A 21341-nucleotide genomic window follows, 5' to 3' on the forward strand; every position below is an offset into this window, starting at 1 on the left:
GACATGAAGCTGATGACCAATCTGTCCTATGAGGAAGTGCTGCAATCCACGGATATGACCTTTAGCGGCTGGGATTTTTCATACCTTGGGAATACGGGCAGGCTGCAGGAATTTCCGCTGCGCTGGAATTATTATCAACTGGTGGAACAAGCTCTCCGCCATTCCGGGAGCATGCTGGATATGGGGACGGGCGGCGGTGAGTTTCTGTCGAGGCTGACCAAGCTTCCTGCGCATACCTGCGCCACGGAAGGATATGAGCCGAATGTGGAGGTGGCCCGGCAAAGGCTTGAACCGTTAGGGGTCCGGGTTTCGCACATTACGGAGGATGAAAAGCTTCCATACGCCGACGGCGAGTTCGACCTGGTGATTAACCGCCATGAGTCTTACAGCCCGAAGGAGGTTCATCGGATCCTGAAGCCGGGCGGCCGTTTTATTACCCAGCAGGTTGGCGGGGTTAACGACCAGGAATTCAACGAGTGGCTGGGGGCGCCAAACGACGAGTTCGCCCATTGGAATCTGGAATACGCCGTTCAGGAGCTGCAGCCCTATTTTGACATCGAAGGGCGCGACGAAGAGATAACGCGATCCCGTTTTTTCGACCTTGGCGCCATCGTTTATTATTTGAGCGTCATCCCCTGGCAAATTCCGGATTTTTCGGTAGAACGGTATGAAAAGCAGCTTCGCGTCCTCCATGGCCAATTGGAGCAGCAGGGGTATTTGGACACGAGCTGCCACCGGTTTGTTATTGCGGCCCGAAAGAAAGGGTAACGTTTTGACATGACACGGAAACCGGGAGAGGCGCCGAAAAGGGAACGGCAGTGTTCGTCTTTTCGCTGCCCGTCCCGGTTTATTTTGACCTCGTAGTCAAGGATGACTATACTAGAAGTAGCAACAGCATTGAAGGAGTCTTGACATGGATGAACGCGAACTGCTCGTTTTGGGGCTGCTGATGACTCAAAGCCAGCACGGATACCAGATTAACGATTTTATTGAGCGCAATTTAGGGCAAGTTTCCGATATGAAAAAAGCGACGGCTTATGCCATCTTAAAACGCTTGGATAAGCAGGGCTGCGTCAACGTGACGGTCGAGCAGGAAGGCAACCGGCCGCCCCGCCAAATCTACTCGATTACGGAAGAGGGAAAACAGCTGTTTTACGAATTGCTGCGCGCTTCCCTAATCCATGCCGAAAATACGACGCCGGACGGGAACATCGGGCTGATGTTTATCGATCATCTCTCCCGGCGGGATGCGAAAGAGCTGCTGCGGATCAAGCTGGACAAGGTACAGGGGCTCATCGGGGCCATCTCCAAAATTCCGCCGCATGACGAAGGCATCGGTGTGAATTTGTCCTTCCGGCACCGCTTGGCGCTGCTCGAATGCAACCAAAATTTTTTGATCCAGACGCTTCAGGAACTGGAGGATGAAACGATATAAGATCCGCCGCATTGCAGAAAATATCGGAATAAACAGCTTTTATTTTTATCTCTTTCATCGTCCGCGAACCGAAGCCACAAAAACCGTTTTTGCCGTTCTAACGTCAAAGCCCTGTCCAGTAAGCGGTCATGCCGCTTCGGACAGGGCTTTTTGTATCGTCATGGCATCAATGGATCAGCTTGCTCTCTTTGGCCTTTTTGACAAGTCCGGCCGAAAGCTGGTTAATGGCGCCTTTGAGCGCCAAACCGACCACCAGCGTGACCGCCGCGTAGATGCACATGATCAGAAGGTCGTTGCGAACGATCGGCCAGATGATGCCGCCGACGGCTTCGCGCATCATGCTGATGCCGTACGTAAACGGCAGGAACGGATGGATCGCCCGGAAAAAGGGCGGCGTCGTCTGAATCGGGAAAGTGCCGCCGGAGCCGGCCAGCTGCAGCACGAGCAGCACGATCGCCAGCGCTTTGCCGACGTTGCCGAATACCGACACCAGCGTATACACCATAAGCATGAAGACGGCGCTGTTCACCAGGCCAAACAAAATGAACCACGGCTTATCCACCACATACGTTCCCAGGATGAACATATCGCCGGACGTAACCAGAACGGATTGCAGCAGCGCGATTGTCAGAAAAGTGAAAAACCGGCCGAAATAGACCTCATAGTTTTTGTACGGATGATCCCCGTGAACCTCCGTCGTGATCAAGGACACGAGCAGCGTCGCTCCGACCCATAACGAAAGGGTGGAAAAAAACGGCGACATCGCCGATCCGTAATTCGGAATCGGATACAGCTTGTTTTCCTTCAGGACGACCGGTTCGGCAAAAAATTGGCTTTCCAGCTGGAAATTATTTTTCAGGAGCCCGATCACCTCCTGCAGGTTGCCTTTGCTTTCGAAATCCCTCATTTTATCGGCAAGCTCGGTAATCTTTTTCTCGACGGCGGGCAGTTCCTTTTTGATGACGGCCAGCCCTTGGGTTCCGACCGCCAATCCTTTGGATGCATCGCTCAAAATTTTCTTCACGTCCGGCACGCTTTTCAGCGCGTCGTTTAGCGTATTCCGTGCCTTTTCCGCCGTTTGACGCGCTTGGTTCAGCCCGCTGAGGATGGCCGGTTCGATTTCGCTGTCGTATCTGCCAAGGATATTGCCAAGCAGCTGCGAGGCGTCCCCGGATACTTGACTCAGCCGGTCGACCAGATCGGAAGCGGGTTTTTCGCCTTTTTTTACGGCGCTGCTGATCGTGCTGACAAGCGTCTGCTGTTCCTTCATTTTATCCTGCACCTGTCTCAGCCGCGAGCTGACGAATCCAAGCTTGTTGCCCGTCACTTTGTTCAGCTGGTCGAACCAGGCGATGAGCTGGGATTGGACCTTGAGCCCGATATCCAGCCTCGAAGCCACATGATCGAGCATGTCGGTGACGACGGCCGGGTCTACGTTCGGGTCTTTCAAGGCGGAAGCAAGCTGCTGCGTCGCAATGGCGGTCTGCTGCAGGAGCAGCAGGTCTTGTTTGACGTTTGGGGCGATATTTTTGGCCGCTCCCGAAGCCTGGGTCAAAAAAGTATCCAGACCGGAAGCGAAACGTTGCCCTTTTTCCGCGATGTCGACGACGACCGGAAGATTGCTTTGCGCCTTTTTGACGAGCTGGTCGGTTTTTTGAACGTCATCGGCAGCGGTGTTGACGACGCGGTTGATTTCGGGGAAATCCTTTTCCAGCTTGAAGATCAGCGTCCTTACTCTTTCAATGGTGGGCAGTTGCTCCTGCAGCTCGATGCCCAGCTCGTTGAAGATTTTGAAAATCGTGCCGTTGGCGGTCTGGACAAAGTTTTTGCTGACTTCCTGAATGATGCCGCTCGCGCCCGACGACGCGATTTTGGGGGAAACGGCGTTTATCTTTTCGTTTACGTAATATAAAATTTCGGCTTTAATCGGCTGGTTGGAGAGCACGGTGGCGATCGTCGCCGAAAAGTTGTCCGGGATGACGATGCTCGCATAATAATCCCCGTGCTTGACGCCTTTCATGGCATCCGCTTCGCTCACGAAGCGCCAGCCCAGCTTGTGATTGTCTTTCAAAGAGTTGATGATTTCGTTGCCGAGGTTGATCGGCTGGCCCCTTAGCGTCGTCCCTTTGTCGTTGTTGGCAACCGCGATCGCGATGTCGCCGGTGTTGCCGTAAGGATCCCAAGAGGCCTTGATGTTAAACCACGCATACAAAGACGGCAGCATGGCCAATCCAAGAATGATGACCAGCGCTGCCCAATTGGTGACGATATTGCGGATATCCCTGCCGTAAATAAGTCCGATGTTTTTCATGTCGCTTTTATACCTCGTCTATGAAACGGTTTTTGTTATTATTTGCTTTGTTGCGATATATTAACCGTTTATAGCGGCAATGAAAAGTTTACCAGTCCATCCTGCGGATCAGCGAGGTAATATGCGCCAGATGATGGCGTCCATGCCAAGCGTATAAGCCGAGATGACGGTCCAGCGTCGTTTTTCCATTGACCGGATGTACGAAGGACCGATGCCAATCGTCCTCTTTCATGTGCTTGAAAATAAGCGCCATGCGCGCGTGAACGCCGTCCAAAATTTTAAGCGAATGCTCGGGAGCCGGAGCGGTGGAATCCACAAGCTCGGCCCAAAGATTTTCTTCGTAGGGTTTGATCGTCGGTTCATCTTCGGTAAGCGCGAGCTTGATGCGCAGCAGCGCGTTCATGTGGCTGTCGGCCAAATGATGCACCACCTGACGAACGCTCCACCCGCCCGGACGATAAGGCGTATCCAGCTGCTCATCCGTAAGCCCGGCCACGGCATCCCTGACCTGGCCCGGCAGCGCGCGAAGCTGATCGATCCAATAACTGCGTTCGGCAGGACTGATCGCGTCGGACGGCGCAAATTCTCCGATAGGATAACGTAAATCCGAATTCATAACATGTACCTCCCCAAATGGAATGTCTGATCCTTTTTCAACCTAAAGCCCCTCTATAATTACTATATGTTGCTTTTGGCGTAAAACGATATTTTTCACAACTTTAACATAACACGGGGCCGATCGCAGCATTTTTTTGAAAGCTTGACCGAACGGTTCGTCTTTTTAAAGCGTATAGTAAGCAAGAGACAAGGGGGAAGCGAAATTGGGACTCCAGAACATATCCGAAGAGCAGGCCAGGCTGATCTACAACAGCTATTCGCCTTATGTGTACGGCATCGCGTTGATGTTGACCCGGTCCGCCCCGATGGCTGACGACATCATGCAGGAGACGTTTTTGCGGGCGTTTCAGAAATACGACCAGTACGATCCATCCAGACCGTTAAAACCGTGGTTGTACCGGATTGCCGTCAACTTTGCCAAAAGCGCCATGCGCCGGCAGAAATGGCTTTTCTTTCAGGCGGATCCGCCCGACATCGGTGACGAGTTTCTGGTGGAGGAATCGATGATGAAAAGCGAAAGCGAGCGGGAACTTTGGGAATCCGTCAACAAGCTTTCGGCCAAAAGAAAAGAAGTGATCATTTTGCATTATTATGCGGAGCTGTCGCTGCCCGAGGTGGCCGAAGCGCTCAATATTCCGGAAGGAACATGCAAGTCAAGGCTGCATGAAGCGCTAAAGCAGCTAAGGCGAAGCCACGGTCCGGGTTGGCCCGGAGTCCGATGCAAGGAGGAAATGGAATGAGCCCGAATACAAGCCCGCAGGATTTTGGACGTACCGAACAAGACAAAGCTTTGCGAAAACATGCGGAGGCAATACATAACAGCTGGAGGCATAAGCAACCCGCCGTATCTTTTGAAGAGGTGTGGGAACGGCACGTGTCGTCCGCAGAGCGTATCCGGAGGAAAGCAAAAAGCAGAAACCGGTGGAAGACGGCTGCTTCGGCCATGCTTGTGGTGATTCTGCTAGGGGGTGCTGCTTTTACCGCTTCCCCGGATGTCCGGGCGGCATTGTCCCGGTTTCCTTTTATGAAAATGCTGCTGGCAGACGGCGGGTTCGAGGAACAAGGCTTATCAAAAATCGAAAAAGAGGGACTTGGGGTACAGGTCAATACGTCCGTGACCGACCGCGATATCCGGTTTACGATGGATGAAGTTTTTTACGACGGGGTTCAAATCGTCCTGAATTACGACGTGGAATATTTGGACGACAAGAAAAAAATCGGAGACAAAGACGTGGCGGTGTACTACAGCCTGGAAATTGCCGGAGCCGAGCCGACGATGATGAGCACCCATAAATTTACGAAGCTGAACGACCACGCATTTATCGGAAGCACGCTCATCGATGCGTACCAGTATTTGGACGGGTACAAATTGCGAATGAACATCTCCCGGATTGGCCAGGTTCAAGGCGACTGGTCCGTTATCGTGCCTTTATCGGTGGCGAAAACAAGTCCCGATACGAAAACCTTTTTTCCGAACAAAACCATCGAGGCAAACGGCAAGAAAAGAACGATCGAACGCATCACGTTTACGCCGGTATCGACGCAGCTTGCCATTCGCACCAGCGAATATAGAGAACATAAGGTTTCGTACAGGCTGCGGGACGATCTCCAAACCGATTTTGCAATGGCCGGAGGCAAGGGGGGAGAATATGATATTATCTACAATTTCGGACCGCCCTCTGCCATCAATCCGCATCCAAAATACGTTGAAGTATTGATCAACGATCAACCGAGCAATGCGGAGCAGTTCGTTCAACGGGAGGAAACGGCATCTTTAGCTCGCTCATTTCCGATCGTTCTGAAAGGCATGAACGGCGGGACGGTAACGATCACCCAAATGGAAGCCGGCGACGACGAAACGGTGCTGACTTACGAAGCGAGCGATGCCGAGAATCAAAATCCTGCCATGCTTCTTGTCGATTCTAAAGGGAAAGAACAGAGAGGCAGTGGACGGCCGGTAAGAATATCAAAAGAGCGGTTCATATTTCAAATCAAGTTCCCTAAACCGGATGGAGGATCCTTTCAGCAAATCAAGATGATAACGTACGACAACAAACCCGGGTATAAACCCAAACCGCCGACTGTCATTAGAGTCCCGCTGGACTGGTCCAAGCCATAAGTACGTTTTAATTGAAAAAAGGCATGGTACTATTCCGCGAAACGGAAATACCATGTCCTTTTTTGAATGGCGAAGTACATATTCCGTGTGGCTGGCGACGTTAATTTAGGGGATGTTGTATTGCGCCAGCTCGGACACGGTAACGAAACGGTAGCCTCTTTTTTTCAGCTCGGGCAAAATTTCCTTCAGCGCGTCAATCGTCTGCGATTTTCCTTCGACATGGTCATGCATAAGCACGATATCTCCGTTGCGGGCATTGCCCAGCACCTTGTTCACGATTTTGCGCACGCCCGGGCGATGCCAGTCCCAAGTATCCTGATGCCAGGACCACATGACGACCAAATAACCTTCTTTTTTGCAGGTATCGACCAAGCGCTCGCTGTAGTAGCCCCCCGGCGGGCGAAACAGATAAGACCGTTTTCCGGTTGCTTTGAAAATCGCCTCCTGGGTTCGGCGAAGCTGGCTGGCGATCGTTTCCACGGAGCTGCCGCGGTTAAAATAGGCATGGTCGTAGGTATGGTTTCCAAGCTCATGCCCTTCGGCCACCTCTCTCCGCGCCAGTTCGGGGTGTTTTTCCACCTGCTTGCCGACGACGAAAAAGGTCGCTTTGGCATCGTATTGCTTGAGCAAATCCAAAATATGCGTCGTTTCCTCCGGATCCGGGCCATCGTCGAAGGTGAGGGCGATGACCTTCTCCCTGTTCGGAATTTCCCAAATGACGTCCCCGCGCTGCTCGTAATATTCCCGCCCTTTGCTTCCGGAAGGGGCTGCGGCAGCGGGAGTCAGGATGCCCGTCGCGAACACCGCGGCGCATGCGGTCAGCAAAACCCGCCGTATGTAAATTTGCATGGTTTCAACCCCTCCATTATATTGGCTTTCATGACCCGTCCGTAAAGTCCGTAGCTAGTATGCGACAGGGGATAAGTAAACATACATGGCCCATCGGGGTCAGGCATTTTTCCCGGCTTCATGCTACAATGTTCTGAAAAAGCCTGTTTGGGAGGGCGTTATGTCTTATACGCAAATCAAATGGATGATCCTGATCGTTCCGACGCTGACGGTCGGGTTGTGGGAATATGTGCGCCATACGCTGTTAATGCCGTATTTGTCGATGGAAGCGGGGAATTTTATGACCCCGGTCATCATATTTTTGATCAGCGTGACGCTGCTCAGCCAGCTTTTTCACCGGCTTGAGCAGGTGCAGGAAGAGCTGAACAAGGAACGCGCGGAAAATGCCGCCTTGGCCGCCCGCGATCTGCTGGCCCGGGAGCTGCATGACGGCATCGCGCAGTCGCTGTTTCTGTTGTCGGTCAAAATGGACCGGGCGGAGGCCCGGCAGCAAGGGTTGGCCGCTCAGGCCGAATTCAAAGAGATGCGCAAGCTGGTGCACGAGGTGAACCGCTACGTGAGACAAGCCATCGCCAATCTGCGTTTTCAAGCGAATGCGGACGAGAAGGAAATCGAGGATTCCATGAGATCGCGGATCGAACATACGGCAAAAGAAACGTTCATTCATCCTTCGATCCGGTGGGACATTCCGGACCAGGCGTTTACCGCCAAGGAAAAAGTGGAGCTGCTCGCCTGCATCCGCGAAGCGCTGCTGAACGTCCGAAAGCACGCCCATGCGGATTTGGTGACGGTGACCGGCAGCGGAGACGCGTTGGCTTGGGTGGTGCGGATCGACGATAACGGAAAAGGAATGATCCTCGACCCGCTTCAAATGAAAGACAGGTACGGGCTGCGGATCATGAAGGAACGGGCGCAGGAGCTGGAATGGCAGGTCGATTTTATTCCGCTTTCCAAGGGAAGCCGGGTCGAAATTAGAAAAGGGGCTGAGAAACCATGAGCTCGTATCGCGTTTTGATCGCGGACGATTCCGCCCACGCGCGCGAGGCGGTGAACGAAATTTTGTCCGCGGACGATTCGTTTGAAGTGGTAGGGCTGGCGACAAGCGGGGAAGAGGCGGTTTTGATGACCGAAACCCTGATGCCGGATCTCATTCTGATGGACATTCAAATGCAGGGCATCGGCGGGCTGGAAGCGACGCGGCAGATCAAGCTGCAGTTTCCGTACGTCAAAATCGTCATCATTACCGTCTCCGACGACGCTTCGCATCTGTTCGAGGCGCTGAAGCAGGGGGCGCAAGGCTATCTGCTCAAAAATTTATCGCCATCCACCTGGATCGAATATTTGCATGCGATCATGAGCGATGAGGCCCCGCTCAGCCGCGAGCTGGCGACGCAAATTTTGCGGGAATTTCCTTTGACGGCAAGAAACCCGGAGTACCATGAGACGCTGACCAACAGGGAACGCGAAATTTTGAACTGGGTCGCCTCGGGGCTGACGAACAAGGAGATCGCGGCGGAGCTGCATATATCGGACCAGACGGTAAAAAACCATTTGAAAAACATATTGCAGAAGCTGCATTTGGAAAACCGCGTTCAGCTGACGCGTTATGCGATCGAAAAGGGGCTCGTCGGCCGCAAGCCGGGGCTTTTCAACAAACTGTGGAAGGAATAAACGCAAAGGGCCGGGAGGTCCGGGAGCAAAAAAGATGGAGGGCGTTTGCCTTCCATCTTTTTTACGACCCGGCGCGGATCAACAAGGGGAGCCGCAGCAAAAAATCCGGCAGCCGAAAAGCGGTCTGCCGGATTTTTTATGAAATAAACGGTTGTCTCTTTCGTCAGCCGATGATGATCTGTCCTTCGGGATAATTGTACAAATCTTTTTTGCGCTCGCGCGATAACGCATAGATCAGCGTTAACGGTCCGATCCGCCCGAAGAACATCAGACAGACGATCCATACTTTGCCGAGCGGGGACAGATGTGTCGTCATCCCCATGGACAACCCGGTCGTCCCGAAGGCGGAGGTGGATTCGAACAGGATGGTCAGGAAATCCTGATGCTCCGTAACGGACAGCAGCATGGAAAACAAAATGATCAGGAGCAGCGACAGCAGCGTCAGCGTAATCGCTTTGTATACGACGTCCTTGGCGATCCGTTTCCGGAACAAAATGACGTCCGGGCGTCCCCGCATCATGGCGTGCACCGCTCCGAGCAGCAGCACGAAGGTCGTGATTTTGATCCCCCCGCCCGTGGAGCCCGGCGCGGCCCCCGCAAACATAAGCAGGATCAGCATGAACTGCGTCGATTGACGAAGCGAGCCGACATCGAGCGTGGCGACGCCGCCGGATCGGGTCGTCACCGACTGGAACAGCGAAGCGAGAAATTTGCCCCCGGCATGCAGCGGTTTAAGGGTGTTCGGGTTGCTGAACTCCATCACGAAAATGACCACGGTGCCGATGACGATCAGGCAGGCCGTCGCGGTCAGGACGACTTTGCTGTGCAGCGAAATTTTGCGCGCCGACGGAAATTCGATCAGGTCCGAAAGCACGATAAAACCGATGCCCCCGAGGAAAATAAGGACCATCATCACGATGTTGATAAAAGGATCGTTGACGAACGGGGCCATGCCGCTAAACGGTCCGTTGACCGTGCCCATCAAGTCGAATCCGGCGTTGTTGAACATGGAGACGCTGTGGAATACACCGAAATAAGCCGCTTTTCCCAAAGGGAGATGCAGCGAAAAGAAAAAATGAATTCCGAGCAGCAGCGCTCCGGCCAATTCCACGAGCACGGAATACATGATGACCTTTTTGACGAGACGAACGACGCCGTCGATCGTTCCGTGGTTCAGCGCTTCCTGCAAAATGAGCCGTTCGCGCAGGGAGATCCGCTTGTTCAGCGCCAACGCGATGATCGTCGCCATCGTCATGAAGCCGATCCCGCCGACCTGGACCAAAACGATCATGACGATTTGGCCGAATAAGGAAAAGGCCGTCCCGGAATCCACGACGGTAAGCCCGGTTACGCATGTGGCGGAGGTCGCCGTGAATAAGGCGTTCAGGAACGGGATCCGTTCGCCGGTTGCCGAAGAAAAAGGCAAAGACAGCAGGAACGTCCCGATCGTAATGATGAGCAGGAAGCCGATCACCAATATTTTGGGAGGCGTCAGCAGGTTTTTCGTTATTTTTTTCGAGCGAATGGATGGAATGATACGTCACCTTCTTCAAGCAAAACGTTCCTTCTATTGTACCCTATTATTTGCCGAAAGTCTTGGCGGAAGAGCGAATAATAAGCTCGGAAGGCAAAATGAGCTTCCTCGGCTCCGGCACGGCGCTGCCCTGAATCCGCTCGACCAGCAGCTGGATGCCTATGGCGCCGAACTGATAGGCCGGCTGGGAAGCGACGGTCAGGAAGGGGTCTAGCGCCGAAGAAAGATCCAGGTCGTCGAAGCATACCACCGACATATCCTCCGGCACGCGGAGCCCCTTTTTCCGCAGGGCGTTGATGACGCCTACGGCCAAAAAATTGTTCGCCGCGAAAATGGCGGTCGGCGGCGAGGATTGATCCAGCAGCTGTTCGAGCTGGTCTTCGTCTTGATATTCGCGGTAGCTTTTATGGATGACGAGTTGGTCATCCAGACCGATGCCGTGCAGCCGGAGCGCCTCGGCGTATCCCTCGTAGCGCAGCCGTGCGGTGGAAACGTCCAGCGAACCGTTGACGAGCGCGATGCGGCGATGTCCAAGCCCGATCAGGTAATCGACTAGATTGCGGGCGCCTTGTTTGCTGTCCCCCAGCACGATATCCGAGTCGATACCGGGGACCGCCCGGTCCAAAATTACGAACGGAATGTTGTGTGCGCGCAGCTTTTCGAGATGCTTGAGGGAGTGGTCTCCCGCAGGCGCAAACAAGACGCCGTCCACGCGGGTCGAAAGAATCATGTCGACGTAATCCCGTTCCTTGTCGTAGTCCTCGTCGCTGTTGCCGAACAGCAGCCGATACCCGAACTTTTTCGCGCTGTCTTCGGCCCCGCGGGCGAGGCTGGTGTAAAACGGGTTGGTAATGTCGGTGATGAGCAGGGACAAAATTTGCGTTTGCTGCAGCACGAGGCTGCGCGCATTGGAATTCGGGACGTAGTTCAGCTCCTCCATCACCTTTTTAACCCGCTTGCGCGTCTGCTCGCTGATCCTTCCGGTATTGTTGATCACCTTCGACACCGTCATCGCGGAGACGTTGGCTTTTTGGGCGATATCGTAAATCGTAACCATGGTAGACCCCTTTTTGGATGTGTATTTAAGAGTGCGTCAGAAGAAAATTTCGATTGACAGCAACCGTTTTCATTGCTATTTTAAAGTTATCGATAACCCCATTATACACTTGCTAGGATAACATTGGCTATAACTTATACGCAGCTCTCTTTTTGTGAAGGTCCGTCAAGATTTATTTCCTTGAGATCATTTTTTTTTAAGCAAAGCGAAAGCTGCGTTCATTTTGGTATTAGGGTTATCGGTAACCCTATGTTGTAAAAGCGGCATGTCCCATCCTATTTTCCTATGAGGAGGAAGAAACAGTTATGACGAAGGATGCAAGATGGAAGCAGGATTTTCCCAAGATCGGCATTCGTCCGACCATTGACGGCAGAAGAAAGGGAGTACGCGAGTCGCTTGAAGGCATGACGATGAATCTGGCGAAAGCCGTGTCCTCTTTGCTCAGCGAAACCCTTCGGTACCCGGACGGTTCGCCGGTGGAATGCGTGATTGCCGATACCTGCATCGGCGGCGTGGCCGAAGCGGCCGCATGCGCGGACAAATTCGCCAAAGCCGGCGTCGGCGTTTCGATTACCGTCACGCCTTGCTGGTGTTACGGCACCGAAACGATGGACATGGATCCGGCCATTCCCAAGGCGGTATGGGGCTTTAACGGCACGGAAAGACCGGGTGCGGTTTATTTGGCCGCCGTCTTGTCCGCCCATGCGCAAAAAGGCCTTCCGGCTTTCGGGATCTACGGCAGGGACGTGCAGGATTTGAACGATCCTTCCATTCCGGCGGATGTGCAGGAGAAGCTGCTCCGTTTTGCGAAGGCGGGCTTGGCGGTTGCGCTCATGAAAGGCAAATCGTATCTGGCGATCGGCTCGGTATCGATGGGGATCGCGGGTTCGATGATCGATCCGGACTTCTTCCAGGAATATTTGGGCATGCGCAACGAATACGTCGATATGTCCGAAATTACCCGCCGGATCGAGGAAGAAATCTATGATCCGGAAGAATATAAAACGGCGCTGGCTTGGGTGAAGGAAAACTGCAAGGAGGGCCCGGACAACAACCCGGCCGACATTCAAACCTCCCGCGAAAAGAAAGACAAGGATTGGGAAACGGTCGTCAAAATGACGCAAATCGTACGCGATTTGATGGTAGGCAACCAACGGCTCGAAGAGCTCGGCTTCGCCGAAGAAGCGATGGGCCATAACGCGATCGTCTCCGGCTTCCAGGGACAGCGCCAATGGACCGACCATTTCCCGAACGGCGACTTCCACGAAGCGATTTTGAATTCCTCCTTCGATTGGAACGGAATCCGCGCCCCTTACCTGGTGGCAACGGAAAACGACAGCTTGAACGGCGTATCGATGCTGTTCGGTTACCTGCTGACCAACACCGCGCAAATTTTTGCCGACGTCCGTACATATTGGAGCCCGGACGCGGTGAAACGCGTTACCGGCCACGAACTGACGGGGCTTGGGCAAAACGGTCTGCTGCATCTGATCAACTCCGGTCCGGCCGCGCTCGACGGCACGGGCGAACAAACGAGGGACGGCAAACCCGTCATGAAACCGTTCTGGGAAATTACCGAAGAAGAGGCAAACAAGTGCCTTAAAGCAACTTCGTGGCGTCCGGCGGCGGTGGAATACTTCCGCGGCGGCGGATTCTCCTCCGATTTCCTGACGCGCGGCGGCATGCCTGTCACGATGTCCCGCCTCAATCTGGTGAAAGGGCTGGGACCGGTTCTGCAGATCGCGGAAGGCTACACGGTCGACCTGCCGGAAGAAGTGCATGACAAGCTGGATCGACGTACGGACCCGACCTGGCCTACGACATGGTTTGCGCCGAACTTGACGGGCGAAGGCGCCTTCACGGACGTGTACTCCGTCATGGACAACTGGGGAGCGAACCATGGGGCGATCAGCTACGGGCACATTGGCGCCGATCTGATTACGCTCGCTTCCATTCTCCGCATTCCCGTCAGCATGCACAACGTCAGCGAAGACCAGATCTTCCGGCCGAGGGCATGGGGCCTGTTCGGAACCAAGGATCCGGAAGGCGCGGATTACAGGGCTTGCCAAAACTTCGGGCCGTTGTATAAATAATTCCGCTTCAAACGAGGATGCCCGCCGACATACATCGCGAAAACCGGAGTCGGCGGGTTTTTCCGCTCTGAGAATCGAAGGGGTGAAGAAGTGAGCACAAAATCATTGCAGATGATGGCGGTCGATTTTGGCGCCAGCAGCGGCAGGGCGGTCGTCGGGCATTTTGACGGCTCGAGGATTTCCATTCAGGAGGTCCACCGGTTTGAAAACGAGCCCGTCCAGCTCGGCGAAAGGCTCCATTGGGATTTTCTGCGGCTGTTCCATGAATTGAAGCGGGGGATGATGAAGGCAAAGCAGCAGCTTGGCCGCACGCCCGCGTCCATCGCCGTGGATACGTGGGGCGTCGACTACGGTCTGGTCGATCCGAAGGGACGACTGGCAAGCAACCCGTACCATTACCGCGACCTTCGGACCGAGCTGGCGATGAAGGAGGCTGTACAACGCATTCCGGAAACCGAGCTCTACGCCCGGACCGGGATCCAATCCTCCAGCATCAATACGGTGTACCAACTGTTTGCCGACGAGGAGCTGCGTTTGGGTCAAAACGAGGGCGGCTTGCGCATGCTGTTTATGCCTGATTTGTTCCATTACTATTTGTCCGGCACCATGGCGAGCGAATACACCATTGCCAGCACAAGCGGCATGCTGGATGCGGCCGGAAGGGATTGGAGCAGGCAGGTGCTGGATGCCCTTTCGATCCCGTCATCGCTATTGAATCCGATCATCATGCCGGGAACGCGTCTTGGCACGGTTCGGGCGGATATTTGCGCCGAGCTTTCGCTGGATGCGATGCCGGTCATTGCGGCCGCGGGCCATGACACGGCCGCCGCGGTCACCTCCATACCGGCGACCGACTCGCGGTATGCGTTCATCAGCAGCGGAACATGGTCGCTTATGGGCATCGAACTTAACGAGCCGATTTTGACCGAGCGGAGCAGACGGCTGCTGTTCAGCAACGAAGGCGGTACCGAAGGCAAAATCCGGATGCTCAAAAACATCATGGGGTTATGGCTTCTTCAGGAATGCCGCCGCACCTGGGCGATGGAAGGGACGGAGCTCAGCTTCGCCGAATTGACGGAAATGGCGCAGCATGCGCCGGCGAATGCCAGCTATGTCGATGCGGGGGACGCCGTATTTTTGCCGCCGGGGAACATGCCTGAGCGGATTCGGGAATACTGCCGGGCTACCGGCCAGGCCGTACCGCAGTCCAGACCCGAAATCGTTCGCTGCATTTTGGAGAGCTTGGCCTTTAAATACAGGCAGACGCTCGATGAAATCGAGGAATTGACCGGGGAGCGCCTGGAGCGGATCCACATGGTCGGAGGAGGCATCCAGAACAGGCTTCTTTGCCAGCTGACGGCGAACGTCACCGGCAAAACCGTCATCGCGGGGCCGGTCGAAGCGACTTCGATCGGAAACCTCATGATGCAGGCCAAAGCCCATGGGGAAGTTGGCGGTTTGGAGGACATCCGCGAGGTTGTACGCCGGTCCTTCCCGCCCGAAATGTACGTGCCGGAAAACGCAAGCGAATGGGAAGAACGGTACCGGACGTACGAACGGCTGCTTGTGCTTCAGAAGACGGAAGAGTAAGGCATAAGGAAGCGTTCCGGTCTTAGGACCGGAAGAAATCGGATAGGAGAGTGCATGGAGAGATGACGCAATCACTGGAACAACAAGTACGCGAGGAGCTGACGCTCTACGCACGCAAAATCGTCGCCAAAGGACTTGTCGTCGGCCCCGGGGGCAACATCAGCGCCAAAGCCGGCGATCTGATGCTGCTGTCGCCAAGCGGCTTTGCCCTGGAAGATATTGAACCTCATCAGTGGATCCGCGTGGAAATCGGGTCCGGCAAAGTGCTCGACACGGAGTTCCGTCCATCGTCGGAGGTGCTGATGCATTTGTATGCTTACCGCGAAAACCCGGACATTCAGGCAATCGTGCACACGCATCCCGCATACTGCATCGCGCTGACGCTGGTTTCCCGGGAGCTGCCGATGCTGTTCCCGGATCAGGCTGCGCTTGTCGGGGAAGTCACGTTTGTCCCGTACGTGCTGCCGACGACGGACTTGCTGGCCGACGCGGTTGCGGCGAAGGTCGGGCAATACAATTCCATTTTGCTCGAAAACCATGGCCTGGTCACCACGGGGAAAAATTTGCGCGAAGCCTATTACCGCACAGAAGTGGTGGAGGAAAGCGCGAAAATTTACCTTGCGGCCAAAGCCGCCGGAACGCCGAAAGTGCTGACGGACGCGGAATACAAGGAAATCCAATCGCTGGAGAGCGAAGCGTACCGCGTGCAGCTTTTGCAAAAACTGCAATAAGGGTCGGATCCTGCTTGACATCACCTTGCTTCATCTTGTAATGTATGGAAAAACAAACGCGCGTTTGTAAACATATTCAAAAGCTGTGACCAAGACCAACGGCTCATGAACACCCGCCTGCTTCAGAGAAGAAACCCGCGGTTGAAAGGTTTCGCATGCGGCATGGGCTTCCCTATCTTGCGAGCTGCCGGATGGAACGGAATCTGCAGGTTCCGAAACATTCCCGGCCGGGAGAACCCCGTTATGTTGACCATGGAGGACAGCTTTTTGCGGAAGGCATGCCGCAGGCGGCTGTTAAACACAGGGTGGTACCACGAACACATTCGTCCCTTGCAAGGACGGATGTGTTTTTTTGTATACGATGACGCAAGGGAGATGAGCGTATGAGACAACGACAAATGCTGCTTTCCACGTTAAGGGAAGCGCCGGCCGAAGCGGAGGCGGCAAGCCACCGGCTGCTGCTCCGGGGAGGTTACGTCCGGCAGACGGCTGCGGGCATATACAGCTTTTTGCCGCTTGGCTTTCGCGTGCTGCGCAAACTGGAACGGATCATCCGCGAGGAGATGCAGGCGGCCGGCTTTGACGAATTGCTGATGCCGGCCATGCAGCCGTCCGAGCTGTGGGAGCAATCGGGCAGGCATACGGAATACGGACCGGAGCTGATCCGGCTTCAGGACCGGCATCAACGCGGGGTTGTGCTGGGGCCGACGCATGAGGAAGTCGTCACCTCGTTGGCGGCGGCGGAGGTAAGCAGCTACCGGCAGCTGCCGCTTCGTTTATATCAAATCCAAACGAAATTCAGGGATGAGCGGCGACCGCGTCACGGCCTCCTGCGGGGCAGGGAATTTTTGATGAAGGACGCCTATTCGTTCGATACGGATTGGCAGGGGCTGGACGAAAATTATCAGGCGGTGGTGCGCGCTTATCACCGGATATTCGAAAGATGCGGTTTGCGTTTTCGGGCGGTGGAAGCCGAGGCGGGAGCGATCGGCGGCGAAGGCGAAACGCTTGAATTTATGGCGCTTGCGGACATCGGGGAAGATACGGTCGTGACGTGTCCGTCCTGCGATTATGCGGCGAATCTGGAAAAGGCGGTTTTCCTTCAAGAGGAGCGTGGATCCGGTGACGGCGATTCTGTTTCGGAGCCCGAAGAGGTGCATACGCCGGGGATCAAAACGATCGGCGAGCTAAGCGCTTTTTTGGGAGAAAGGACGGAAACATGCCTGAAAACGATGATTTATACGGCTGACGGTCAGCCGATCGCGGTCGTGGTCCGCGGCGATCATGAGGTTAACGAGTTCAAGCTGAAAAACGAGCTCGGCGCAGACCGGCTGGAATTGGCCGATTTGGAAACGGTAGAGCGGGTGACCGGCGCGCCGCACGGGTTTGCCGGACCGAAAGGCCTTCACATTCCGATTTATTTGGATTCAGCGGCCGCGGCCGCTGCCGTTAAAGGGAGCACCGCGGGTGCAAATCGGAAAGATTACCATGTCCGCCATCTTGTTCCCGGCCGGGATTTTCAGGCCGAACGGATCGGAGATTACCGCAACGCCCAGACCGGCGACCGCTGCAGCCGTTGCGGGGAGGAGCTTGTTTTCAGCCGCGGCATCGAAGTGGGCCATGTATTTAAGCTGGGTACCAAATACAGCAAGGCGCTCGGCGCGACGTTTACAAATAAGGACGGTCAAGAAGACTGGATGATCATGGGCTGCTACGGCATCGGCGTATCCCGCCTCATTTCGGCTGCGGCGGAGCAGCATGGCGGCGAGTCGGGCATCGTTTGGCCGCTTTCGCTCGCTCCGTTCCAGGTGCACGTCATCCCGGTATCGGCCAAAGATGCGGCGCAGACCGAATTGGGGACGGCGTTGTACGAAAAGCTTCGCAGCTCCGGAATCGACGTGCTCCTGGATGACCGCGACGAGCGTCCGGGCGTGAAATTCAAGGACGCCGACCTGATCGGCGCCCCGCTTCGGATCGTCGTCGGGAAGGCGGCCGCCGAAGGACTCGTCGAATGGCAGAACCGGCGGGACGGGGATGAAAAAGAGCTGATTGCCGCTGAAGAGGCGGCCTTGCGGGTCGCGGAAATTTGTTCCTCAGGTAACGGTTAACTATAATAAAGGGGAATAGTTATTATTGGAGGAAATAAACAACATGACAATTCGACAAGCGGTACCCGAAGATGCAAGGCAAGCTGCCAGACTGCTGTATGACGCCCTTCACGATGTGGCGCACCAGCTGACGGGGGAAGAGAAGGAGCAGGATGTTGTGGAGATGCTGGAACGGTATTTCGCTGCCGACGAAGGAAGGCTTTCCCATAAGCAGGCGCTCGTGAAAGAAATAGACGGCGTGGTCGCCGGCGTCGTCGTCGCTTACGGCGGGGATCAAATCGCCGAGCTGGACCGGCCGATTCTGGACCGGCTGCGGAAGCTGAAAAATGACCCTCACTTCCGTCTCGACAAGGAATCGGACGAAGACGAATATTACATCGACACGCTGTCCGTTTCCCCGGCATTCGGCGGGCAGGGGATCGGCACGAAGCTGATCCGCGCCTCCGAAGAACAAGCGTCCGCGCTCGGCTACGGTAAAATCGCCATGGCCGTCGTTACGGACAACGCAAGAGCGTATTCCCTGTACCTTCATCTGGGATACGAAGTGGACAAGGAAATTACGATCAACGGTCATGTGTATTATCACATGGTCAAACGGCTGTGACGTATCCGTTCATAACCCGGGCTTTACGGAGCCGGGTTATTTTTTTTCGGCTTCCCAATCCTCCCGCGTTTTCGCAAACAATACATGATCCTCCCAGACGCCGTTGATGAGCAAATACTTTAGAGCAAGCCCTTCGCGCCGGAAGCCCGCCTTTTCCAGGACCCGCAGCGAAGGAACGTTTCTCGGCATCACGCCGGCTTGTACGCGGTGAAGGCCCAACTCCTCGAAAGCGTACCGGACACATAGACGCACGGCTTCGGTCATATAGCCCTTTCCTTGATGCTCCCGGCCGATGAAATACCCCAGATTCGCGTTTTGAAACGGGCCGCGCGCGATCCCGGTGAGCGCGATGCGCCCTGCCAGCTCGTCCTTTTCATTTCCGGTTACGAACATGCCGAACAGTGCGGACGTTGCCTGATCCCGGTCGCCCATTCCGGTTAAAATGTCTTTTTCCTGGCCTTCGACCGTAAAAAAAGACGCGTCCCGGATCGGCTCGAACGGCTGCAAATACTCGTGGTTTCGGAGCCGGAGATCAAGCATCTCCTGCGCATGCTCCGGCGTTAATCGCCGCAAAGCGAGCTTTCCGTTGATTCCCGTTAACATCATCAAATTCCTCCGTTCTTTTCATGCAGGCTGAAGAAAGATTATATGCTTCCCGCAGACAAATTTCAATCATGCTGTGGCTGAAAACTTGAAGATGGGGCGCTTATACCAATATTTGGTTATCCACCTTTCATACCCTTTTTTGATAGGATAGTAGATAGGGATTTTGCAAAAATCCAAAGAGCGACTTTCAATCAGCAATCGATAGAGCGAAACGGTTTATTTCATCTATATATTGCACCCGGGAACGGCGGAATCAATTTTGCAAAATCCTGAGATAGGTCATGAATCTATTCTATGAAAACCAAAAAAGCGAGGCATTTTCTTTTGAAGACACGAAAGATCATTATAGCTGGATGGATGGCGGGAGCCTTGGCGCTGGGCGGTTGCGCAAACGCGTGGGCGGCGGCCTCCTCCGCTTCTTTGCCGTTTGACGACATTGCCGGAAGTTTTGCCAAAAACGAGATTGTGGAGCTGGTGGAGGAAGGGGTCGTCAACGGCACGGGCAACCGGAAATTCGAACCGAAAAAAAACGTGACGCGCGCCGAATTCGTCGCCATGGCCGACCGGCTGCTGAAGCTGGCGCCGGTGGATGCCGACATGCCGTCGTTTGCCGACGTTCCGGCCAAAAGCTGGTATTACGGCTGGATCGAGGCGGCCGTTCAGCTCGGGATCGCGGAAGGGAAAAGCAAAAGCTCGTTCGAGCCGTCGGCCCGAATTACGAGGCAGGAAGCCGCCGTTCTGATCGTCCGGGCGCTGAAGGTCGACCCCGGCAGCGATACCGGCAGCGGTTTGGATTATAAAGACAAAAGTCAGATCGCCCCTTGGGCGGCCCCTTACGTGCAGGCGGCGCATACGCTTGGCCTGATGGGCGGAGCCGACGGGAAGTTCCGTCCGGTCGACGCGATGACCCGCGAGGAAACGGCCGCCGTATTGGACCGGATTTTGCACGACAACGTTTGGTCCAAAGCGATCCGTCAAACGCCGAATATGGGCCTCCAGCTTGGCTGGCAAAACGGCCTAACGACGGCCCAGTTTAAAGAGCAGGTCAAAAACAGCGCCGTGAATACGTTGGTTCCGCGATGGTTTTTTCTTGAGTACGGATCGACGCCGGTTTCCAACCATGCGGACCCAAGTCTTTCCAGTTGGGCCAAGCAAAACAACAAGAAGGTGTGGGCCATGCTCGGAAACCATTCGGATTCGGCTTTGACGCATCAAATCCTGTCGGATGGACACGCGCGCGCCGCCGTCATTCAGAAGCTCGCGGGTTATGCAAAGACGTACGGATTATCCGGAATCAACGTGGATTTCGAAAACGTAAACCCCGAGGATCGGCTTTCGCTTACGGCGTTCATTTCCGAGTTCGGAACGAGCCTGCGGGCGGCCGGGGCCGTGCTGTCCATCGACGTTTCCCCGGACCTGGGCACCGATTGGACCGAGGCCTTCGATTACGAAGCGCTCGGAAGATATGCGGATTACGTCGTGCTCATGGGTTATGACGAACACTGGGACGGCGATCCCGTGGCGGGTTCGGTATCCTCGCTCCCGTGGGTTCAATCGGCCTTGAACCGGATGCTTTCCGTCGTTCCGGCGAAGAAAACCATACTGGCGCTTCCGTTCTATACTAGGGATTGGACGCTCCAGTCCGGTGGGGCATCGTCCGAAGAGCTGACGTTGATCCAGCAGGGTTACCGTATCCGCTCGGTCGCCTACAACCGTTCATGGGATTCGGATCTTGGGCAGTATGTGGTCAGCTACATGCGCCAAGGGAGCCAGCACAAGATTTGGGTGGAAGACGGCCGTTCGCTCGGGCTTAAAACGATGATGGCCGCCAAACGGGGAGTCGCAGGTTATGCCTATTGGTATGTGGGCGCGGAAACAGACGAAATCTGGACCAGTCTGAGCAATGCAATCCGTTATGCTTCGTATTAAAAAATAATTGCTGTCTTTCTTTTTAGGTCTTGTCCTTTCGGGCAGGGCCTTTTTGCTGTATATCCCTGTATGAATTTCGGGTGCCT

At 54.9% G+C, this 21341-nt stretch carries 18 protein-coding genes; 12 read left to right on the forward strand and 6 right to left on the reverse strand.

What is annotated here, in order from left to right; translation table 11 throughout:
- The first annotated feature begins 3 nt into the window (after positions 1-3).
- Both GQY55_RS01915 and GQY55_RS01920 read left to right on the forward strand, forming a co-directional pair.
- Positions 4-768, forward strand: a complete 765-nt coding sequence (locus GQY55_RS01915) for a class I SAM-dependent methyltransferase (RefSeq protein ID WP_373309116.1) — start codon at positions 4-6, stop codon at positions 766-768.
- Between the two features lie 145 nt (positions 769-913).
- Positions 914-1435 (forward strand): PadR family transcriptional regulator, encoded by a 522-nt coding sequence (locus GQY55_RS01920; protein WP_160037623.1) that lies wholly within the window; start codon positions 914-916, stop codon positions 1433-1435.
- A gap of 166 nt (positions 1436-1601) precedes the next feature.
- On the opposite strand, the gene GQY55_RS01925 is transcribed toward GQY55_RS01920, so the two are convergent.
- Both GQY55_RS01925 and GQY55_RS01930 read right to left on the reverse strand, forming a co-directional pair.
- Positions 1602-3746, reverse strand: coding sequence for a YhgE/Pip domain-containing protein (locus GQY55_RS01925; protein WP_160037624.1), 2145 nt, complete (start codon positions 3744-3746; stop codon positions 1602-1604).
- Between the two features lie 88 nt (positions 3747-3834).
- Entirely contained in the window at positions 3835-4362 is a 528-nt protein-coding gene (locus tag GQY55_RS01930; protein WP_160037625.1) for a YfiT family bacillithiol transferase, read from the reverse strand.
- Positions 4363-4567: 205 nt separating this feature from the next.
- Here GQY55_RS01930 and GQY55_RS01935 point away from each other — a divergent pair, with 205 nt between their 5' ends.
- Together GQY55_RS01935 and GQY55_RS01940 are read left to right on the forward strand one after the other, a co-directional pair.
- Entirely contained in the window at positions 4568-5104 is a 537-nt protein-coding gene (locus GQY55_RS01935) for an RNA polymerase sigma factor (protein ID WP_160037626.1), read from the forward strand.
- Positions 5101-6483 carry a DUF4179 domain-containing protein gene (locus GQY55_RS01940; protein WP_160037627.1) on the forward strand — a complete coding sequence of 461 codons (1383 nt, stop codon included), beginning with the start codon at positions 5101-5103 and terminating at the stop codon, positions 6481-6483. Before GQY55_RS01935 ends, GQY55_RS01940 begins: the two co-directional genes overlap by 4 nt.
- 105 nt (positions 6484-6588) lie before the next feature.
- Here the strand turns inward: GQY55_RS01940 and GQY55_RS01945 are convergent, their stop codons facing one another.
- Positions 6589-7332 (reverse strand): polysaccharide deacetylase family protein, encoded by a 744-nt coding sequence (locus GQY55_RS01945; RefSeq protein ID WP_160037628.1) that lies wholly within the window; start codon positions 7330-7332, stop codon positions 6589-6591.
- Between the two features lie 160 nt (positions 7333-7492).
- On the opposite strand from GQY55_RS01945, the gene GQY55_RS01950 reads away from it, so the two are divergent.
- Both GQY55_RS01950 and GQY55_RS01955 read left to right on the forward strand, forming a co-directional pair.
- Entirely contained in the window at positions 7493-8329 is an 837-nt protein-coding gene (locus GQY55_RS01950; RefSeq protein WP_160037629.1) for a sensor histidine kinase, read from the forward strand.
- Positions 8326-9003 carry a response regulator gene (locus tag GQY55_RS01955; protein ID WP_160037630.1) on the forward strand — a complete coding sequence of 226 codons (678 nt, stop codon included), beginning with the start codon at positions 8326-8328 and terminating at the stop codon, positions 9001-9003. The genes GQY55_RS01950 and GQY55_RS01955 overlap by 4 nt, the downstream gene beginning before the upstream one ends.
- A 163-nt stretch (positions 9004-9166) precedes the next feature.
- Here GQY55_RS01955 and GQY55_RS01960 read toward each other — a convergent pair whose 3' ends face one another.
- Together GQY55_RS01960 and GQY55_RS01965 are read right to left on the reverse strand one after the other, a co-directional pair.
- Positions 9167-10480 (reverse strand): TrkH family potassium uptake protein, encoded by a 1314-nt coding sequence (locus tag GQY55_RS01960; protein ID WP_236575342.1) that lies wholly within the window; start codon positions 10478-10480, stop codon positions 9167-9169.
- A 103-nt stretch (positions 10481-10583) separates the two neighbouring features.
- Positions 10584-11594, reverse strand: a complete 1011-nt coding sequence (locus GQY55_RS01965) for a LacI family DNA-binding transcriptional regulator (RefSeq protein WP_160037631.1) — start codon at positions 11592-11594, stop codon at positions 10584-10586.
- A gap of 305 nt (positions 11595-11899) precedes the next feature.
- Between GQY55_RS01965 and GQY55_RS01970 the strand changes: the two genes are divergently transcribed.
- From GQY55_RS01970 to GQY55_RS01990, 5 genes are all read left to right on the forward strand, one after another.
- A complete protein-coding gene (locus tag GQY55_RS01970) occupies positions 11900-13687 on the forward strand; it encodes an L-fucose isomerase (protein ID WP_160037632.1) in 1788 nt (595 codons plus the stop codon).
- A 90-nt stretch (positions 13688-13777) separates the two neighbouring features.
- Positions 13778-15277 carry a rhamnulokinase gene (locus GQY55_RS01975; RefSeq protein WP_236575343.1) on the forward strand — a complete coding sequence of 500 codons (1500 nt, stop codon included), beginning with the start codon at positions 13778-13780 and terminating at the stop codon, positions 15275-15277.
- A 62-nt stretch (positions 15278-15339) separates the two neighbouring features.
- Positions 15340-16008 carry a class II aldolase/adducin family protein gene (locus GQY55_RS01980; protein ID WP_160037633.1) on the forward strand — a complete coding sequence of 223 codons (669 nt, stop codon included), beginning with the start codon at positions 15340-15342 and terminating at the stop codon, positions 16006-16008.
- A 383-nt stretch (positions 16009-16391) separates the two neighbouring features.
- Positions 16392-18116 (forward strand): proline--tRNA ligase, encoded by a 1725-nt coding sequence (locus tag GQY55_RS01985; protein ID WP_160037635.1) that lies wholly within the window; start codon positions 16392-16394, stop codon positions 18114-18116.
- A 43-nt stretch (positions 18117-18159) separates the two neighbouring features.
- Positions 18160-18720 (forward strand): GNAT family N-acetyltransferase, encoded by a 561-nt coding sequence (locus GQY55_RS01990; RefSeq protein ID WP_160037637.1) that lies wholly within the window; start codon positions 18160-18162, stop codon positions 18718-18720.
- A 36-nt stretch (positions 18721-18756) separates the two neighbouring features.
- Here GQY55_RS01990 and GQY55_RS01995 read toward each other — a convergent pair whose 3' ends face one another.
- Positions 18757-19323, reverse strand: coding sequence for a GNAT family N-acetyltransferase (locus GQY55_RS01995; RefSeq protein ID WP_160038474.1), 567 nt, complete (start codon positions 19321-19323; stop codon positions 18757-18759).
- A gap of 327 nt (positions 19324-19650) precedes the next feature.
- On the opposite strand from GQY55_RS01995, the gene GQY55_RS02000 reads away from it, so the two are divergent.
- Positions 19651-21255 carry an S-layer homology domain-containing protein gene (locus tag GQY55_RS02000; RefSeq protein ID WP_236575344.1) on the forward strand — a complete coding sequence of 535 codons (1605 nt, stop codon included), beginning with the start codon at positions 19651-19653 and terminating at the stop codon, positions 21253-21255.
- Positions 21256-21341 lie beyond the last annotated feature (86 nt).

Origin of the sequence: Paenibacillus sp. USDA918EY, from assembly GCF_009870825.1 — a bacterium.
GTDB lineage: Bacteria > Bacillota > Bacilli > Paenibacillales > Paenibacillaceae > Paenibacillus_AQ > Paenibacillus_AQ albilobatus.

Bases quoted from the DNA above. Each gene is read 5' to 3' on its own strand.
- GQY55_RS01915 (WP_373309116.1), top strand. From the start codon at position 4: ATGAAGCTGATGACCAATCTGTCCTATGAGGAAGTGCTGCAATCCACG.
- GQY55_RS01920 (WP_160037623.1), top strand. From the start codon at position 914: ATGGATGAACGCGAACTGCTCGTTTTGGGGCTGCTGATGACTCAAAGC.
- GQY55_RS01925 (WP_160037624.1), bottom strand. From the start codon at position 3,746: ATGAAAAACATCGGACTTATTTACGGCAGGGATATCCGCAATATCGTC.
- GQY55_RS01930 (WP_160037625.1), bottom strand. From the start codon at position 4,362: ATGAATTCGGATTTACGTTATCCTATCGGAGAATTTGCGCCGTCCGAC.
- GQY55_RS01940 (WP_160037627.1), top strand. From the start codon at position 5,101: ATGAGCCCGAATACAAGCCCGCAGGATTTTGGACGTACCGAACAAGAC.
- GQY55_RS01945 (WP_160037628.1), bottom strand. From the start codon at position 7,332: ATGCAAATTTACATACGGCGGGTTTTGCTGACCGCATGCGCCGCGGTG.
- GQY55_RS01950 (WP_160037629.1), top strand. From the start codon at position 7,493: ATGTCTTATACGCAAATCAAATGGATGATCCTGATCGTTCCGACGCTG.
- GQY55_RS01955 (WP_160037630.1), top strand. From the start codon at position 8,326: ATGAGCTCGTATCGCGTTTTGATCGCGGACGATTCCGCCCACGCGCGC.
- GQY55_RS01965 (WP_160037631.1), bottom strand. From the start codon at position 11,594: ATGGTTACGATTTACGATATCGCCCAAAAAGCCAACGTCTCCGCGATG.
- GQY55_RS01970 (WP_160037632.1), top strand. From the start codon at position 11,900: ATGACGAAGGATGCAAGATGGAAGCAGGATTTTCCCAAGATCGGCATT.
- GQY55_RS01980 (WP_160037633.1), top strand. From the start codon at position 15,340: ATGACGCAATCACTGGAACAACAAGTACGCGAGGAGCTGACGCTCTAC.
- GQY55_RS01985 (WP_160037635.1), top strand. From the start codon at position 16,392: ATGAGACAACGACAAATGCTGCTTTCCACGTTAAGGGAAGCGCCGGCC.
- GQY55_RS01990 (WP_160037637.1), top strand. From the start codon at position 18,160: ATGACAATTCGACAAGCGGTACCCGAAGATGCAAGGCAAGCTGCCAGA.
- GQY55_RS01995 (WP_160038474.1), bottom strand. From the start codon at position 19,323: ATGTTAACGGGAATCAACGGAAAGCTCGCTTTGCGGCGATTAACGCCG.